Origin of the sequence: Rhodococcus sp. RS1C4 (assembly GCF_002258225.1) — a bacterium.
Lineage (GTDB): Bacteria > Actinomycetota > Actinomycetes > Mycobacteriales > Mycobacteriaceae > Rhodococcoides > Rhodococcoides fascians_E.
In genome coordinates this window covers 80,294-97,663 of record NZ_NOXZ01000051.1, presented here as the reverse complement: position 1 = coordinate 97,663, position 17,370 = coordinate 80,294, and the positions used below count along the sequence as shown (strand labels likewise).

14 protein-coding genes are annotated in these 17,370 nt (G+C 63.4%); 3 read left to right on the top strand and 11 right to left on the bottom strand.

The genetic code is table 11. The features are described from left to right. Positions 1–21 precede the first annotated feature (21 nt). The 10 genes from CH289_RS26635 to CH289_RS26590 all read right to left on the bottom strand — a co-directional run bounded on the left by CH289_RS26635 (position 22) and on the right by CH289_RS26590 (position 12,790). Complete coding sequence (locus CH289_RS26635; protein ID WP_015586152.1) at positions 22–2,274, bottom strand: FtsK/SpoIIIE domain-containing protein; 2,253 nt, start codon at positions 2,272–2,274, stop codon at positions 22–24. Next, on the bottom strand, positions 2,271–2,699 hold the full coding sequence (locus CH289_RS26630) for a hypothetical protein (protein WP_015586151.1): 429 nt from the start codon (positions 2,697–2,699) through the stop codon (positions 2,271–2,273). Before CH289_RS26630 ends, CH289_RS26635 begins: the two co-directional genes overlap by 4 nt. Before the next feature lie 666 nt (positions 2,700–3,365). After that, positions 3,366–3,965, bottom strand: coding sequence for a hypothetical protein (locus CH289_RS28870; RefSeq protein ID WP_015586149.1), 600 nt, complete (start codon positions 3,963–3,965; stop codon positions 3,366–3,368). After that, a complete protein-coding gene (locus tag CH289_RS26620) occupies positions 3,965–5,431 on the bottom strand; it encodes a peptidoglycan DD-metalloendopeptidase family protein (RefSeq protein WP_072692242.1) in 1,467 nt (488 codons plus the stop codon). Before CH289_RS26620 ends, CH289_RS28870 begins: the two co-directional genes overlap by 1 nt. A gap of 119 nt (positions 5,432–5,550) precedes the next feature. Next, positions 5,551–7,668: a hypothetical protein gene (locus CH289_RS26615; protein WP_141214634.1), complete on the bottom strand. Its 2,118-nt coding sequence runs from the start codon at positions 7,666–7,668 to the stop codon at positions 5,551–5,553. A 50-nt stretch (positions 7,669–7,718) separates the two neighbouring features. Next, positions 7,719–10,244 carry an ATP-binding protein gene (locus CH289_RS26610; protein WP_015586146.1) on the bottom strand — a complete coding sequence of 842 codons (2,526 nt, stop codon included), beginning with the start codon at positions 10,242–10,244 and terminating at the stop codon, positions 7,719–7,721. Further along, the gene (locus CH289_RS26605; RefSeq protein ID WP_015586145.1) at positions 10,244–10,975 is read right to left on the bottom strand and encodes a hypothetical protein; all 732 of its coding nucleotides are present in this window, start codon (positions 10,973–10,975) and stop codon (positions 10,244–10,246) included. Before CH289_RS26605 ends, CH289_RS26610 begins: the two co-directional genes overlap by 1 nt. A gap of 61 nt (positions 10,976–11,036) precedes the next feature. Next, complete coding sequence (locus CH289_RS26600; protein WP_015586144.1) at positions 11,037–11,369, bottom strand: hypothetical protein; 333 nt, start codon at positions 11,367–11,369, stop codon at positions 11,037–11,039. A gap of 33 nt (positions 11,370–11,402) precedes the next feature. Then, positions 11,403–12,512, bottom strand: a complete 1,110-nt coding sequence (locus CH289_RS26595) for a conjugal transfer protein (RefSeq protein WP_094631017.1) — start codon at positions 12,510–12,512, stop codon at positions 11,403–11,405. Next, the gene (locus CH289_RS26590; protein ID WP_015586142.1) at positions 12,509–12,790 is read right to left on the bottom strand and encodes a hypothetical protein; all 282 of its coding nucleotides are present in this window, start codon (positions 12,788–12,790) and stop codon (positions 12,509–12,511) included. The genes CH289_RS26595 and CH289_RS26590 overlap by 4 nt, the downstream gene beginning before the upstream one ends. Before the next feature lie 334 nt (positions 12,791–13,124). Here CH289_RS26590 and CH289_RS26585 point away from each other — a divergent pair, with 334 nt between their 5' ends. Genes CH289_RS26585 through CH289_RS26575 form a run of 3 tightly spaced genes read left to right on the top strand, consistent with a single transcriptional unit; the run spans position 13,125 to position 16,047 of the window. Beyond that, positions 13,125–13,970: a hypothetical protein gene (locus CH289_RS26585; RefSeq protein WP_015586141.1), complete on the top strand. Its 846-nt coding sequence runs from the start codon at positions 13,125–13,127 to the stop codon at positions 13,968–13,970. A gap of 46 nt (positions 13,971–14,016) precedes the next feature. Next, positions 14,017–15,447 (top strand): cutinase family protein, encoded by a 1,431-nt coding sequence (locus CH289_RS26580; RefSeq protein WP_015586140.1) that lies wholly within the window; start codon positions 14,017–14,019, stop codon positions 15,445–15,447. A gap of 39 nt (positions 15,448–15,486) precedes the next feature. Beyond that, entirely contained in the window at positions 15,487–16,047 is a 561-nt protein-coding gene (locus CH289_RS26575) for a hypothetical protein (RefSeq protein ID WP_015586139.1), read from the top strand. Between the two features lie 48 nt (positions 16,048–16,095). On the opposite strand, the gene CH289_RS26570 is transcribed toward CH289_RS26575, so the two are convergent. Then, entirely contained in the window at positions 16,096–17,298 is a 1,203-nt protein-coding gene (locus CH289_RS26570) for a phthiocerol/phthiodiolone dimycocerosyl transferase family protein (protein ID WP_032365006.1), read from the bottom strand. Between the last annotated feature and the right edge of the window lie 72 nt (positions 17,299–17,370).

Below are 17,370 nucleotides of genomic sequence, written 5' to 3'. Positions count from 1 at the left end.
TCGTGTGTGTCGCAGAGTGATTCAGGTGGCGAGGGCAAGGGGGCGACGAACTTGAACAGTCGCGTCGAGAGGAATGTCGAGCACCCCCTCGTCGTCGCCGTCGCCACGCCAGGTCAGCCCGACCATGTCGTCACCCGACTCGTCTCCGTAGATGTCGGGTTCGTTGTCGACGACGACCCAGATCCCGGCGTCCTCGTCGAGGAGAACTAGGTCGCCGGCAACGAGGTCGACCGGAGCAGTGTCTTCGGATTCGCCGTAGCCCTCCCAGTCGTCGACGTCGGTACCGGCGTCGGGGACCACCTGCAGGTGCGGGCGGTCCTTGTGCATCGGAGAGCCCGGGACGCCGGACACGGCTTTTTCTTTCGGCGTCTGCGCGTCGGGCTTGGGCTGGCGAACGGTGGGGGTGTCGAGATTGAGCATTGCCATCGGCGACGATGCGCGACGAGCTGAATCACTGTCCGCGCGCGTCTTTCGCCTGGCGACGGGATCGAGATTGGGATGGTCCGACGCGCGCGCCCAGGGCGCGCCGGAGACGTGATGGAAACGGATCTCTTCGTCGCCGTCCACGGTGCCGCCGGGATCCGGGTCGAGGATCACCAACCGCTCGTGCCGCACTTCGAGAGGACGCAGGCGGTCCAGCACCGCTGCGTCGTCGGCCCCGGGCTCAGTCTTGCGGGGGTCGGGAGTGAAGTAGGTCTGAATTTCGACCGCTTGGTTGTGGTCGTTGACACTGGTCGCCCGCCCACGACATCCGCGCGGGATACCGACTCCAGTGGTTGCCGATTCCCACATCATCAACGCGCCCTGCGGACTCAGACGGCCCATCGATACGCGCTGGCGAAAGTTGTCTCGCATGTCGCCGCCGAAGTACTCGGCATCGGGTCGCTGCGTTCCCAGCACCATGTGGCACTTCGCTGTGCGGCCTTTTCGTCCGATCGACGCCACTTCCTGGAGGGTCTTCGGCTTGGTGGGATCACCCTTACCTTTGATGCTCGAGTACCAGTTGAGCAGGTTGCCTCGGAAGTCGGCGTACTCGTCGATGAACAGAACGACGGGCTCAAAGTCGGCCTCGGTAGCTTCTCCGTTGACGATCAGCGAGTACCGGGTTTCCATGAGATTCCAGAACCGATAGATGACCGCGACCTGGTGCTCCATGTGGCTGGCGACGATCTGTACATTCGGCCAGTCCTGGAAGCCCAAGAACTCGACCCCTTTTCCGTCGACGACCCATACCGGCCAACCGTGCGCGGTGAGCTGTGTCAGCAGGGTGTGTGCGGTGACGGTCTTTCCGGTTCCGGATGCACCGACGAGCATGAAGTGTGGGTCGATCGCCGGCCGCCACACCATGGGGTTGCCGTCCTCGTCCTCGCCGTACGAAATCGCGACCGAGTCGTAGTCGGAGTGCGCGAGGTCGCCGAGATCGGTCGTGGATTCCGCGTCGCCGAGGCCGGCCGGGTTGTAGAGCTTCTTCGGAAAGGTCGGGCGCACCTCGAAACGCACCCAGTCCGTTTCGAGGTTCCAGCGAGCACGCCACCGACCGGGCAGATTGACGCTCACTACTCGTTGTACTCGGGCCCGATAGCCCTCGGACTCGAGTCGATGTCCGACCTCATGGGTGGCTTCGACAGCTACAAGATCCCCGGTGCTCGGGTCCGTCTCGTGTCTGGTGATCTTTCCGGTCGGCCCTAGCAGCGCGAGAATCGTGCGCGTGGCTTTGACGAGTTCGGGCGAGACATGCGTCTCGGAGACGGACCGTGTGTCCGGGACGAGAACGAGACGGCGTTTGCGTGTGTTGTGCTTCTGGATCCGGTACCGGCCCCAGCTCTGCTGGGAGAGCAATTCGACGACGCGGGGCTCCCACTGTTCGTCGAGAAGGAGCGCGGCCGACTGGTAGCGGACGGTGATTCTGCCCGGACGGCCGGGCCACTGGCCGCTCCACCGAGTCGCCGTCAGGACATCACGGGTCGGCGGTGACGCGGTCAGCCGGCAGAGCTGCTCGATCGCACGATCGGTCTCTTCGGCTCGGATCGTGGCGCGATAGCCGTTGTAGCTGACGGCGGCGCCCGCGCCGACGCCGAGTGCTGCTCCACCCCATGCGATCGCTGTGTCGAGGTTCAGGATCGGGCCCAGTGCTGCCGACACGACTCCACCGGCAACGTAGAGCACACAGTTGCGGATCCACGGATTGTTCTGGGGGTCGAGCGAGGGTGCATCACGTAGCGACCGGTATCCGTCGAGGGGTGCCTGAGTCGGGTTGGGTAGCGCGCACATCATGCATCCCGGGTGATCGTGATCAGGATCCCGTCACCGGAAGTTGGGCGCATCGTTGCGGTCAAGGCCACGCTGCGTCGGCCGACTTCGTTGTTGAGATGGGTCGGGTTGTAGTCGAGGGTGAAACGGCACGCGGCGTGAGGCTGGCAGTGCGCAGCGCGGAGAGCCGCATCGACAAGTCTGATCAATCGTTCGTCTTCGGTGTCGACGAGCAGGTTGCTCGAATTCCACTCGACGACGAGCGACCAGACCTCGTCGGTGGTTGCGAGGGTCACGATCCGGTTGGTGGGATCGTCGAGCCTGAGGGTCTCGATCCGAGCGAAGTTCGGCAGCGCTCCTCGATCGATGACAGGACTCAGGGGGCCGGCCGTAGATCGACTGCTCCTCGAACGTGCCCTCGCTACGTGTAGTCGTGTCGGTGCGCTCATGGGGACTCCCTGTCTCGTCGTGCCTTCTCGAGAACAGGTAGATCCAGGTGCGTCGACTTCTGTGACAGCCGCGGTGAATCTTTTTCCGACAACCTTTCATCTCGCGCTGCAGCGCATGCGTTCATGGCCCCATCAGTGGCGCACCGATCGGTCACCAGTGCTCTATCGGTGAGGGTGCGATTGGGGACGGGCAAGTCGCGTTCCGTGTTGCGACTGACCGTCGCGGGAACAGCTATGTGCGCTCGACACCCCTTGACATGGGGGGTACGCTGCAAACGGCGATGCGAAGCGAGTAAGGCTTGCAGCGACCTTCCCACATCCGGGGCATATAACCACCAATTCGCGGCAGCATCGGCGCCTCATCAACTGCTCATCGGATGCGGTTCGATTCCTCTCTTACGCACCCTCGGGCAACGTCCATCCGCCAACCCCAGCGTCGGCGTGACTGCCACGAGATTCGGTATACGCAAGCCACCCCGACCGGCCTGGGGTGGGGCTCCTCCTCGCGGATCCGCGAGCTAAGGGCCGACGGAAGCCGGTTGTCACGTAGCGCGACAGGGCTATGAACGGCGGCACCGATCACGGGAAATAGTGCGTTCCATGTTGCCTGTACAGGGCGATCGGTTCAGTGGCCGGCGACCCTCTCCGGGTCATGTGCGGCGAGGGTCAGAAATCGAGAGTGTCCACACTCCACCCGGCTGCGGTCGGCACTGCCGATACCCACACGGTCGTGGTGGAGTCGACGGGGACCGTGGCATCCGAGGTGACGGCCGATTGCGTTATCTCCGCGACTCGATAGATGCGCTCGGCGGTATCTGCCGGGCATCCGGAGCAGCCGATCGAGACGGTTGCGGTGATTTCGGCGTCTTCTTTCTTCCACTGTTCCCACTGGGCACCGGGGCCTCGCTCGGTCGTTGCAGGGGTGGAGAGTTTTGCAGCGAGGTTGTCGGTGAACCATCGGCGGGCGCGTAGAAACGCGTCGGTCGAGCTCGTGTCGGTGCTGGGGTACCAGGTGAAGGCGGTCGTCAGTGCTTGACGGATTGCGGTCTCCGCGTCTGTGGCGGCGCTGCTGATCGGAGCGGGTACAGCGGTTGTCTCGGTTGGCTGTGTGTTGATTTCGGGTAGCGACGGCGCGGTTGGCGCGCTCGTTGTCTCCGGTGCCGATTCCGGCTCATCGGTGGCGGGTGAGCTGCAGGACCAGGCGATGGTCACCACGGCTACAACGACGAGGAGGACGGCTATAAGACGTCGGCCGGCAAGGGACATCAGATCCTCCGGGCTTTCATTCCAGCCATGAGTGGAGCTTGTTTGACGACGTCTCCGGTGGTGGGGGCGTGGATCATCTGACCGCCGCCGATGTAGATACCGACGTGCCCAGGGCCGTTCGCCTCGAATGATCCGAAGACGAGATCACCGGGCATCGCTTGATCGATCGGGATCTCCGAACCCACTCCCCATTGGGCCTCGGATGTGCGGGGCAGGGTGATGTGCTTGCCCGCGAAGTAGGCGAAACTGGTCAGTCCTGAGCAGTCGAATCCTCCTCGGGAGGGGCCGTTGATATCTCCGCCGCCCCAGACGTAGGGGGTTCCGAGGTACTGGCGTGCAGCCTCGACGACATTGTCTCCGTCAGCTCCGGTCGGCACGAACCGGCCTGTGGAACCTTCGGATGTGTACTGCGCTTGGCCGGCCAGAATCTTCGCCACATAGGGCTGTGTTTGTGTGGTGTAGTCACCGCCGGATGGCATTCCACCGGCTGCGAGCACCGCGGCGGGGCCCGCGTTGTAGGCGGCAATCGTCAGTGCAGTTGGGTCGCCCTTCACTTTTCTCGCGGCGATGGCTGCGGTGATATCTCCGTTGATGGCGCACATGAAGTGGGCTTGTGAGATCACTGCATCTCCGATGGAGTTCGGGTCGGCTCGCCCGTCTCCGTCGTAATCCTTGCCCCACGTTGCCCAGGTTCCCGGCATGAATTGTGCGGGCCCCAACGCTCCGGTGCTCGATACCGGAGCGGACGGGCCGTAGCGGAAACCGTTCTCGGCGGAGAGTTGGGATGCGATCAGGGGAGCACCCACGCCTGGGCACACGGCTCCTGCTTTGCGGATCCACGGCTCGAACTCCGGCGGCACGGATCCGGTTCGGAGATCTCCGCCGGCCGTGCCGAAGCCACAATCGACAGCGGTACCGGCGCCGGTCGGTGAATCAGCGCCGGACGATTGGGGGCTTCCCGCCTGACCGAGTTTGCTCATCGGGTCGATAGCGGTTCCGCCCTGTAAACGGCCGCCTTCCCAGTACTCGAAGTGCAGATGTGGTCCGGTGGAGCCGCCGGCGTTGCCGATGTCGGCGATGTGGTCGCCGACCTTGACCTGTTGTCCCTCCTTGACGAGGACGCCGTTGGGATACATGTGCCCGTACACGGTGGAGACCGGTTTTCCGTCGACGATCGAGTCGAGGACGATCCACATTCCGAAGCCTTGAGCGGGTCCGGCTTTGACCACAGTGCCGTCGAGGGCTGCGTAGATCGGGGTGCCGATCGGGCCCGCGAAGTCGACGCCTTGGTGCATCGTGCCCCACCGCTGCCCGAAGGGGGACGTCATCGTGGTCGTGCCATCGCGGGTCGGCTTGCCGATGGGACCGGACGGGGTCAACGGCGATGCATCATCACCACCGGTACCGGACGAGACCGTGGGGGCACAACCGCTGGAACCTGACGATGTGACGAGTACGACGACCATCAATGGAATGACGACGAGTACACCGAGAGCGGCGATACCGACCGCCAGGGCGAGTTTCCACCATCGACGTGGCGCTTTCGAGTTCGGCGACACCGCTGTCTCAGGCGGGGCCACCAAGGTCATCGCCGTGCGCCTGACGCAGCTCGATGGAGGATTTCCGTCGGATTCGTGGTGGCACCTGGTTGGACGGTCGGTCGGGCACGACGCGGAGCACTCGACGGCCGCGTGGACCGGTCGGGAAGCAGAAGCGGCGAGCCCTCATCGGTGGAGTACTCACGGAATCGTCCGCCTCCAGGGCCGGTCACCGTGGCGCGGCTGGCCCGAACTTCTCGGTTTCCTGGAGTCGACAGTGCGGGAGCGGTGGCCACCGGCCGCTTGATACCGGGTGCGTTCGTTGTCTTGTCGCCGTGAGAGCGGACCGCCGATCGGTCTCCGACGGGGCTGGAGACCGGAGTGTGGGAGTGACCGGAGCCGACGACCGACTGCGTCGGGGGAAGGTCGATGTTGATCGGTTTGCGAAGGCTGGGGTGGGTTTCGGAAGCATTGGTGGTGTCGGTGGCCGCCTGGGTAGCTTTGGCGTCGCTCCGTCGACCGACGACCTTCTTGACGCCCGCGGTTGCAATCTTCCCGGCCGAGTAGACCACGGCAGCAGTTCCAAGTGTGGCTGCGCTGCTGGCGGCTGCCGTCCCGTCGACGAGAGCTTTACTCGCCTTGGCGGTTCGGGCCGTTGCATGGCTGGCTGTCTTGGCCAGTCCCTTTCCACCTTGATAGGCCTGGCGGGCCACTTGTCCGGCGTAGGCAGCTTGGGCGAGGGGGCTGGTCGGTGTCTTGGTCGATATCGCGGTGGGCGCGGCTCCTGGTCTGCTTCCGAGCTTGCGTGCGAGGGCGTCGGAAGCTTTGCGTAGTCCTTTCACTGCGCGGCGGTAGAGAATGATGCCCGCGATCAGAACGATGTCGGTCAGGATGAATTTCATCATCAGCGGAGAGTCGCCGTCTCCTCTGAACAACTGTCCGATCACGATCATGTATCCGACGAGGAACACCACCGCGAAGATAACGATGACCATCGACATCAGCACCGCGGCGAGGGTTTTCCACAATGCTCCGCGGCCGGATCCGGGCAGAATTCCAACGACGGTCACCACAATTCCCTTGACGGCCGATGCGAGGGCGGTGAGTACCGCGAGGATGAGGGTGAACGCCAGAATTGTGGCGAATCCGAGCAGGATGACACCGGCCAGTAGCATCGCGACCCCGGACCCGACCTGTCCCGGTCCGGGGTGATCGGCGAAGTCCTTCATCTGTTTTGCGCCTTCGCCGCCGCAGCCTTTGATGTTGTCTTTGAGGGTGTCTCGTGTGTTGCCGTCTGCTTTTTCGTGGCCGGCGTCCCAGGCTTGAGTGCAACGTTCTCCGTCGGGCGAGCCGTCGATGACTCGGCCGAAGTTCAGCAGTTGGGTGGGTTGCCTGATGAACGTGTCGGCCATCTGTTCCGAGATCTGGTCGATGAGTTCGTCGGAACTCGACGTCGTGTCTCCCTTGTTGGCCAGGCCTGCCGCAAGCTGCACGCCGGCGTCGCGCGCCTGCATGATCAGGCCGTCTTGTCCTGCGACCCGTTCGACTGGATTGGACAGGATCCCCACTGCCGCAGCGGCGATCGCTGCTGCCATCAGGAGTTCGTACACTCCCGTCGTCCACCGTCCGCGAATGACCCACCACGCTCCGATGCCTGCAGCAGCGGTGAGAAGAAGGCCCGTGAGCTGGAACTGATCGGTGACCGTTTGCATGGCATCGCCGATCGAACGGAACGGCGCAGTCAACAATTCGAGCCACTCGAACCGCAAGGCGTAGGTGACGAACCAAATCGCGAAGCCGGTCACCCCGCGGTACACCTCGTACTCGAGCATGATGAAGGTGGAGAACACGGTGTACATCGGGTGCCCGACCGAGCCTTCGTCGATGGACATGAAGTAGTCCCAGACCAGAATTCCGTGAGAGTCACGGACTTCCATCCAGCTGAATGTGCTGTTGGTGGGCAGGGTTTCACCCGGGTCGGCATGAGCCGGTGACGCCAGGGCGATCGCCAGCAGACCGATCATGTGCCAGACAGCGACACCTGTGACGATCGCGCGGCGGATTCGAGATGCCACTACCCACTTGAAGACAGGGCCGAGGAAGCGAGCGAGAACACTGCACCACGACCGCGGGATCCACGACCACAGCACGAGCTCGAGAACCATCTTGACGCCGCCGCCAATCGAACCTGGCCGGCGCACAACTCGTTTCGACATCACCATGTCGCCAACTCCGCAGCGCGCTCGGTAGTCGATTCTTTCGGAGTCGTACTCGCCGCTTGGTATCTCGCTTCCGATGCCGGAAGTAAGACCTTGATGCGGCCGACGTTGCCGGCGGGATCGCGCATGTAGCCCTCTCCGCGGCGATGCGGTGCGACGTATCCGTCTTTGCCTTCGACGGGCGATGTGTTCTCCATCAGCTCTTTGAGCAGTCCGAGATCGTCTTCCCCGACGCCGAGCCACTTCAACGATTTTTGCGCTAGTCGTCGATCCGTCTGCCGGAACACGAGCCGGGTGGGGATGAGCCCTCGCAGCGTCTCGGAGCCGAAGTCTGCTTCGGGGTCGTGCGATCCGAGCATCACCGCGGCGTCGTGTTTGCGGCCGTCTCGAATGAAGTCGATGATGATCTCGACACCTTCGCTCGAGCGCGTCAGGTGATGGCATTCGTCGAGCAGGAAGACCGCGAGGGTGTTGGGGTCCGCGAAGCAAATGCCGCGGGCGATCTGCGCGATGAGGGTGTACATCATTCGCCCTACCCGCTTCTGGAGCGACATCTGCTTGAACAGATGCTCGTTCTCCACTTCTCGCTCCGAGGGCAATTCCAGTGTGTGAGTGCGGAAGACGATGGCTCCTGCGCGTGGATTGAACGGCTCTAGGTCCGGCCGAAACAGCGCTGCTGCATAGGATTTGGTCGCGTAGACCTTCAACTTTCCGGCAAGCTCGGCAGCTCCGTCGAGGGTGCAGTCCTTCTCGAGGTGCGAAACCAGGCCTGGGGTAGTGAAATTGCCGAAGCGAGCGCGGTATTCCGGCTCGAGCACTTGAGACAGCAGTACCCCCAAACGGTCGTCGGGCTGAAGTTGCAACAGCGGCAACAGAATAGACACCGCAACTTCCCCTCCTCGTGCGGGCGAGAACAGCCGAAGAGGGTCCATCGTGACGTCCGGTGCTGCGGTATCGACGACCACCGCGTCGGTGATCGCTTCGGCCCACAGTGCGTATTCGCCCAGAGGGGTCCGGTCGACCACGATGACTTGGCCGCCGCGGTCGACGACCTGGTTACCGGTTGTTTTCAAGTAGCCGGACTTGCCTGATCCCAAGTTGCCACACACTCCCACCGAACCCGAAACGTCACGTGACGCTTTCTTGGCGATGTCGTGGTGCACGACGCCAGTGCGGGCCGAGGAAATGTTGAGTGCGATCAGCGGGCCGTCTCCGTCGCCGAGATCGTTGCGGGTGACCGGTACGTACGCGGCGAAATGTTCGGATGTGGTGATCTGCGCGAACTCGTTGCAGATCGCCGGCGTCGGCACGCCGGGTGTCATTGCCCAGAACAGCTCCTCCTGGAATCCGATCGGTGACTGCAACCTGTAGGTCGAACCCTCGAACTCCTTCGCCAGCTCGCGCTGATATGCGATGGCCGTCTCTTCGTCCGCGGCGGCGACACAGAAGACGGTGGTGGATTGCACTTCCATCTCCATTGCGTCCGCCTCCAGAAGCGCGTTGTATTCCGCGAGGGCGACGGCAGCGTCGTCGAGGACGCTGCCGGTGCTCAATTCGTCTTCTCGCTGGGTGTATTGATCGTTCATCTGCACCAAGGCGCGGCGGTTCTTCTTCAGAACCTCCGATGCAGCGGAGTTCTTGAACCGAATTGCCCAGTCGACATCGACGCCGCCCAGGTTGTCCGCGAGGGTCAGGTACTCCGAGCCTGGAAACAGCGTGCCGCCCGAAGGAGTGGCGGCGAGCACCAGGAAGCACTGATAGCTGGCCGGCGGTGGCGTTACCTCCCACGGCTGGTCGACTTTGAGCACACGCGACAAGGTCGGCGCCTTGGCCCGCCAGCCCGATTCGGGGCGATCGCTTTGAGCCCCTTCGTCGAGCCGCGCGGCAGTGAAGGATCCTCGAGCAGTGCCTGCCGGATGATCTAGAGCGGTGGGCATGTCGGTATCGAGGCCGAGGCCGCGCTGCAGAGCATGTTGGTGCAGCCACACCATCTGGGAGGGGGTTGCGGGGGTCGCATCGTAGAAGGCAGGGATGGCCGCGGCGATCTGCGCGGCCTGAGCTGCGCGGCGTTCTCTCTCCTCGACGGGAATCGACGAGGGCGGCATCCCCAGCAGATCGGCCACCGAGGACCATGCGGCGGACGTTGCGGCCTTGACGGTGTCACCGAAGCCGTGGTTGGCCAGGGGGATGGACAGCCAGTAGATTCGCTGGCCGGGTCGGATCTCCTCCAGGCGGTCGATCGTGGCGTCGCATTCGTCTGCCCACGCGGGATGGAGATCGAGATCGACACCCCGTTCCATGCGCTCGACGATGGTCATTGGGTCCAGACTGACCGCGACACTGAGCAGGAGAGATTCGCCAGGAAGAGCGCGCAGCAACATCTTGTGCATCGCCCGCGCGGTCTGTCGGTCTTCGATCGGCCGGTACCCGTACGGGATTCCGGTCAGGACGTAGTCCGCCCAGACGACTCCGGAGCGGGTCCAGCGCAAGTTCGAGGTGACGAGCCGGTTCGGTTGTTGCATTACGCCTTCTCTCGGGTCGGGGTGGGGGCCGCTGCAGCCATGGCAAGCAGCTGCTGAACGCTGCTCGCCGGTGCCAGGTTGGCGACGCCGAACGCTTCGGCCAGGGCTGGACTCTGCGAGCGCTGGCGTTCGCCGTCCGATCGCGGCCGGGCTGGCGCTGGTGCGATCTTTCGCTCCGGCCGCGGTTGGGTCAGAGGTCTGAATGCTGGTGCGGCCGGCGCTGCGTTGTCGTCGAGCTCCACCGGTGCCGCGGCGTTCTCTACTCGATCGCTGGATGCTCTGATGACTGCTGGTTCACTGATAGCAGCGTCGTGGCTTGGCGGGGTGTCGAGGATGATCACCGACCCCAGTACCGCGTGAGGGCGTTTGATCCGGATCGGCTCGCCATTGATCCTCGACGGTGACATCGCCCCGGTAGCCGCGCGCCCGACACCCCGGACTACTGAGATCGGATTCCGTGCTCCCTGCGGCAGCCTCCCCAACGCCCACAGGGTGCCGCCGGTGACACCGAGGAAGATGACACCGTTGGTGATGACACTGCCCTGCGCCCACAGCGACTGGGTCAGCCACAGCAGTCCGCCTGCAATACCCGCGCCGACGAACTGGGTCAGGGTGTAGGGGCCACCGGGGATCTTTCGGCCGTCTGGCGCTTTGCCGATCAGCTGCGGAAAATTGCGCGCTTTGGTGAACATCTTGACCACGCTCCGCGAGGAGGCCTGCTGTTCGGTCATGGTCGGTCACACTCCTGCGGGGGTCGTTGAATCGAGGTGTTCGTGAGTTGGCCGAGCAGTGTCAGATGAACGCCGCGATCGGATCGGGCACCACGACGACCTCGCTGCTTTGTGGCGAGGCGGAGCCGGGAAGCTCGTCGCCGACACTGTCTTTGACGGCGGTGATGTTCCACATCACCCAGATCAGTGCCCCGCCGACCACGATCGCCACCAGTGTTTTGGCAATGGCGAAGTGACTTTTGAAAGCAATCGCGGCGATGAACCCGGCGACGCCGACGCCCACGAGAGTGCGGATGAGGCCCTGCACCTCCGCACCTTTGTTGTTGGCCCATTCGATGATTCCTTCGGCGACGACGGTCGACGACGGATCGGCCAGGATCGAGGTAATGGTCATTGTTCGTACCTTTCGGATAGGGGGAGCAGAGCGTCAGTTCGGTTGAACGGGCGCTGCGGGAACGGAGGAGGTAGTGCTGGCACCAGTCGAGGTCGGCACCGCAATGGTTGGGGTTGCTGCGCTGAGTCCGGTCGAGTTCGCGAGCAACGGCATCGGGTCGAGCGCGGATACTTCCCACCGGCCACCCCGGGCGATCGCTGTCAGCGGGTATTGCACGGTCGAGGTCTGCGCTCGGTCCGTGGCTGTGACGGTCGCGGTGGCGAGCACCCGTACCGTCGCACCATCTGCCGGGGATCCGGACGCACCCGCCGAGAAGTCGGTGTCCGAGACGAGGTCGTTGATCTGGACACTGGTGTACGGCGCGGGGGTGACGGCACGGATCGGTGTGCCGGGTGAGGTGTAGCGAGAAATTTCTCCGGCACCGGCAACCATTGCCGAGAGGAACTGGCTGATCGACTGGGTGAGCGAGTGATCGAGGCCGACTCGGAATCGGTAGCCGAGTGTGAGGTCACCGCCGGTTGCCGGGGCCGCCACAGCAGCAGGGACTGCTGCAGCCCGCGCGTCGTCTCCCACGAACACGACAGGGACCGAGAAGTATCGACGTTCCGGCTTCGTCGCCGGGTCTGCCCCGATCGGAACCACCGAGACCGACACAACGATCGCGTAGTTCTGGCCGGCCGCCTGTAGCGGTCCTCCTTGCGATGTCGATCCTGTGGGACCCTGATTTCGCGCCGGCGGGTCGATTGCTTTCACGCTCGCGATTCGAGGTTCGGACGCGGTATAGCTCGCCTGAGCCGGAAGCGACATGCCGTCGGTGCGGACGAAGCGCGCGAGGGCTTTCTCGTCTCCTCGCTTGGATTGCAACCACGTCAACACGAAGTCCTGCGCGAGGTCGGTCGCTGCTGCTTCGCGGGCTGTGTCGATGACCGTCTGAGGGTTTGCCTTGCTCTGGATCGGCGTCGTGGACCCGACGCCGGCCAAGACGAGAACCAGTGCCACCACTCCGGAGCCGATCGCCGCGAACAGACCCCACTTCATCGCCTTGGTCGCGACCGCTTGCTTGCCGGCCCACTGATGAAGCTCGGTGGCCGGCGCAGCTTCTGTCGGCTTGTTCGAGCCCTTCTTACGGAGATGGATCTTCATGAGATCTCCTCGTGCCGAGACGGCTCGACCGTGGCGGGTACGAAGCCCTCGTCGACCAATCGCAGAGCGCCTCGACCCCGGGTCGCCATCATCCGTTCGAGCGCTGCCCGCGCCTGCTCGGCCGGCTCACCGAGCACGACCTCGCGGACGCGGCTGGCGATCTCTGCGCTGAGCGGATTGTCGCCGAGTTGCGCCGCGAGGCCGCGGATCTCTTCGGACACCGAGTGCACGCGAGCGGTGTCCGAGAGCAATGCGGCCGACGGATCGTGGTCGTCCATCCGGGGTCCTCCTGTCGGTAGCCCGCCGTGTACGGGCTTCTGAGAACAGGTAGATCCCTTCGCGGGCGGGTCTGTGACAGAGGCGACCGGAAATTTCTCGAACTTTTTTTCACCGCCCCGCTGCGATTCGTCGGGCTGTTATCACCGTCGCCGTGTAACCGCAGGTCACAGCGGTCTATGTCGAACGCGGGGCGCTGCCGTTTTCTGGTTCCGCCGGACCCGGCGGGTATAACAGCTCCGCCTTTTCGAGTAAGAATCCGCAGCTCAGCGGATATAAGGCGCTGTTTGTGTCAGAGGCGATCGAACTTCAGTTGCCTCTATCAGGAGCGCCCCAGTGACCTCGCCGCAGCCTTCCTCGCATTCCTCCACCCCACTCGGATACAGCACATCGCTGTTTACGACGATCAACGCCGAGTGGACCAATCTCTGTGTCGACGCTCTCGCAGGCCGCGAAGTCCGCACGTGGGCCGATCGACACCCCGCATGGTCGTCCGCTCGCTCCGTGGCCGACATCGCTGAGCTTGCCGCTCAGGACAGTGACGCCACCCTGTCCCTTCTGCTCACCGAGCACAGTGCAGGCAGCGCCCTCGCCGGCACAGTTTTGGTCCGGTTGATGCTCCCCAAGCTGGTCCGAATCCATCGCTACGCGCGGCTGGACGGAACCGATCACAGCCGCGAAGAACGTGCCTCGCGTACCATCGCCGCGTTCTACGAGGTGATCGCTTCGCACCGTCCCGGCGGCACTGGGATTGCCGGGGCACTCTCGCTTCGGACGCTGGGTCTGATCACCAAGACCTGCGAATCTGCGGTGGAAACGCCGGCCGAACCCGACCAGCTCCACCGGGTTGCCGACGGATCCGATGACCGCACGACCAGCAATCCGGGGGAGGTATCGGCACGGGAATTGCATTCGGTTCTTGCATGGGCAGTGCAGTCCAAGACCATCACTGCCGACGAGCACTCACTTCTGATCCGTGCATATCTCGTCACCGAAGGTGCCGATCTCGCATCGCTCGCCGTCGAGGAGAACTGCTCACCGGCAGCCCTTCGACAGCGCTTGAGCCGCGCTGTCGCGCGAGTCCGCGACGGAGTAGCAGCACGCACCGGCAACACTCCCTCGCCGGGAAAGCGGACGTTCTTCTACACCCGATCACACCATGAGTCCGCCTTGGCGAGCTGAAGTCCACCTGCACCAACCCCGCTCTCACCTACAAAGGACGCACATCATGACCGCATCTCGTACACGCAAGAGGATCGTTGTCAGCGCAGTCGGGCTCGCCGTCGCTGCCAGCATCGTCGTCATTCCCTCCGCCATTGCCGATCCGCAAGCCGGTGCTCCGGCATGCCCGGACAACATCTTGGTGGCCATACCCGGCACCACGGAAACCAACGAGCAGGCCGATCCGAATGTGCCGGTCGGAATGCTCCGCAACGTCGTGGACCCACTCGACTCCGAGTTCTCATCCCAGGAACTGCAGACATACACAGTTCCCTACGTCGCGACGATCGTGAACGACAAGGCCCAGACCTACGGAACCAGTAAGAAGGAAGCGATCGATCGCGCATCGCAACACATCTCCGAGAAGGCAGCCGAATGCCCGAGCACCAAGTTCGGGCTGACCGGCTTCTCCCAAGGGGCCGACGCCGCGGGAGATCTAGCCAGCAAGATCGGAAACGGCGAGGGCCCGGTGAGCGCCGATCGCATCTTTGCCGTGGGCCTGATGGCCGACCCCGGCCAGAGCCCGACCGCCGGCGTTCAACTCGGAACCAAGACCACCGGCAACGGCTTCGTCGGTGCGCGACCCAAGGGATTCGGAGCTCTCAACAACGTCACCGCCAGCGTGTGCGATCCCGACGACACGTACTGCAACACCCCCGACGACGCCATCGCCACACAGTTCATCGGGCAACTCGGATCGAAGATCGACGCCACCGATCCCGCGTCTTCGGTCGCCGGAGTCGTCACCACGCTTCTCGGTCTCGACGGCCAACCCCTGACCGACACGCTCGGCAAACTGAACACCGCAGTGACCACAGGCAACATGCTCACCGTGCCGCAGCTCGCACTCGACCTCGCCGGCAACGTCTCAACACTGAGCGCAAAGGTCGCAGAAATGACCATCCCCGGGGCAGACATCGCCCCGATGGCCACCACCGTCTCGCAGCTCACCGATGCAATCCACCGCGGTGACATGTTCGCCGTTCCGGCACTGCTGGCGACCCTCACACCCCAAGTCATCAGCTTCGCGAGCCAATTCAGTTCGATGATCGGGACCGTGGTGTCCAAGCTGCCTATCAACGAGTACATCGCGATCGGCACCACCGCAGCGCGGATCTCCACCAACGCCGCGGCCCAGAACTATGTGGCTCTACCGGCCGATCTCGGCAAACTCGTGGGCCAGGTCAACAACGCGGTCCGCAAGACCCTCCGCGCACTCCCCCTCGACGAGTTCCCCCTTTTGAACCGGCTGGCCGATAATCTCACCCCAGGCCGCGTGCTCGACGAGGTGCTCAACTACGCCACCTCGCTCGCCACCGATTCGCACAACTCCTACGCGAACGAACCGATGGCCGACAACGGTCGAACCGGAGCGGACGAGCTCACCAACCTCTTCCGCACCCGCATCACCAACCCCACGGCACAGATTGCTTCGTAGCCGACCCACCTCCCTACTCGAACACAAGGAACCGTCACGATGCTGACAGAGCTGGACGACCCCGACACCGACATCGCTGTCCGCATCGACGTGCACGACGCTGGGGGTACCAAAACGTGGCACCCCCAGCGCGACGGTCATCTCCTCCTGAACGCCGATCCCGCGGCGTCGACGCACCTCGCACACACCCTCGCCGACACCCTCAGCGGCCACTCTCCGCACGTATGGATGATCACTGGCCCGTCCAGAACCCCCACGTTCTCGACCACCGCGGACACCGACCCGGACCCTGTCGACATCATGGATTCCGTTTGGCGATTCACAACCCAACGCAAAACTCTGATCGACAACGGTCAAGCCACAACCCACGACTTCACCCCCGCATACCTCGTCATCGACTCCCTCGAAGGCGTCGTAGACACCCTCCGCCTCACCTGCAACCGCAGTCTCCAACTCCTGTCCGTCCTCGCTCACCGCGGACACCGCGCCAACGTCTACCTCGCCACGATCACCGATCTCAACGCCCCACGCATCTCCGAAGCGTTGCGGAATTTCGCTGAGCCTCGTCTGCGAGACCGGGACTGTCTGAATAACGGTTGATCCGCTGACCTTGCGTGGCGCGGCCTCACGGAACCGGTGCCTGGTCAATCACGCCACGGAACGAAGGTGGGATTCGAGCGTTCTGATCCGTTCCCGGCCTCGGCCGATGTCGTAGCGGGAAGCTCCGTGCGGCAAAGCAAACTCGATGTTCAGTCGACCGCCATACCCATGGACGATGTAAACAGGAAAGGAAAACCCAGCTGGCGCGGGCCGGCAGTCCTCGAGTTTGAGTCCTGCGGGCGATCGCAATGGTGGAACCGTGCCTCCATTGGTGCAACGAACCTCGTTGGGTTCAGGCAACAGCACTGCCATCTTCGCGGCTGTCAGGGCTTCACTTTGGAGGTGGCCGGCGGCGAGATCGATGTGCAATTCCTCATTTAAACTGCGAGCCAGATCCACGATTTCTACGGACTCGGCCGTAGCCCGATAGACGGGGAAGCCGACAATATTTGTTCCCGCGGTGGAATCCACTGCAGGTGTGACGTGAGGCCTGAGGTCCACAATAAAATGGTAGGCGATGTCGGCGAGCCGAACACTTCTCAGATCTGACTCGGTCCGCATGATAGCGGCAGATACTAGGCCGTTTACCGTAACTCCATGGTGACGTCCGAAGTCGATGAGCCCGGTCGTGACTCGCCTGCTCAAACGACAACGCAGTTGGGTCATCGCACGATGTGGCTCGGTATAGCCAGCCGTCGGCGGCCTGTTTAATGCCGACTCTAATGGTTCGTCATTGCCGACATCGGGTGTGTCGATTCCTCTCTCGGAGAACAGCTTTTCCAGCGACTCGGGATAGCCATGAACAACCGCGTCAGGGGTCTTTCCTTCCACAATGTCGGTGTAGAAAGACCACAGATCGCTGAGCAAATCTACAGAATGGCGACCGTCGGCTATGCAGTGGTGGGTTAGTAAAGTCACACTCGCGCAGGCGGAATCGCCGACGACGTGTAGCCCGGAAAGGGCGCGGCCCGCACTGAGGTTCACCCCGCTCAGCGGCTGACCGGGATCCCCTGTGTGCACGCTGAGGCCGGGCAGCGGACCGGATGGTTTGACGATCATATGGTCTCCATCGATCGTCTCCACGTGCGCAGCCAACACAGGATACGAGCGTCGCAATGTCGCAAATGCCGCCGAGAGCCCCGATATGTTCAAATCGCCGCGAGCCCGCACCGAATACCCGATGAAAACTCCCAAGTCGACGTAGAGCGCCTCACTGGGAGCGAGCCCCCGAATAGAGTAATCCACAGTCACCACAAATTCCTGTCACTTAAATTGCTGTTCGATAGGGGACGTGCAGCTCGATGATCACGAGCCCGGCACCAC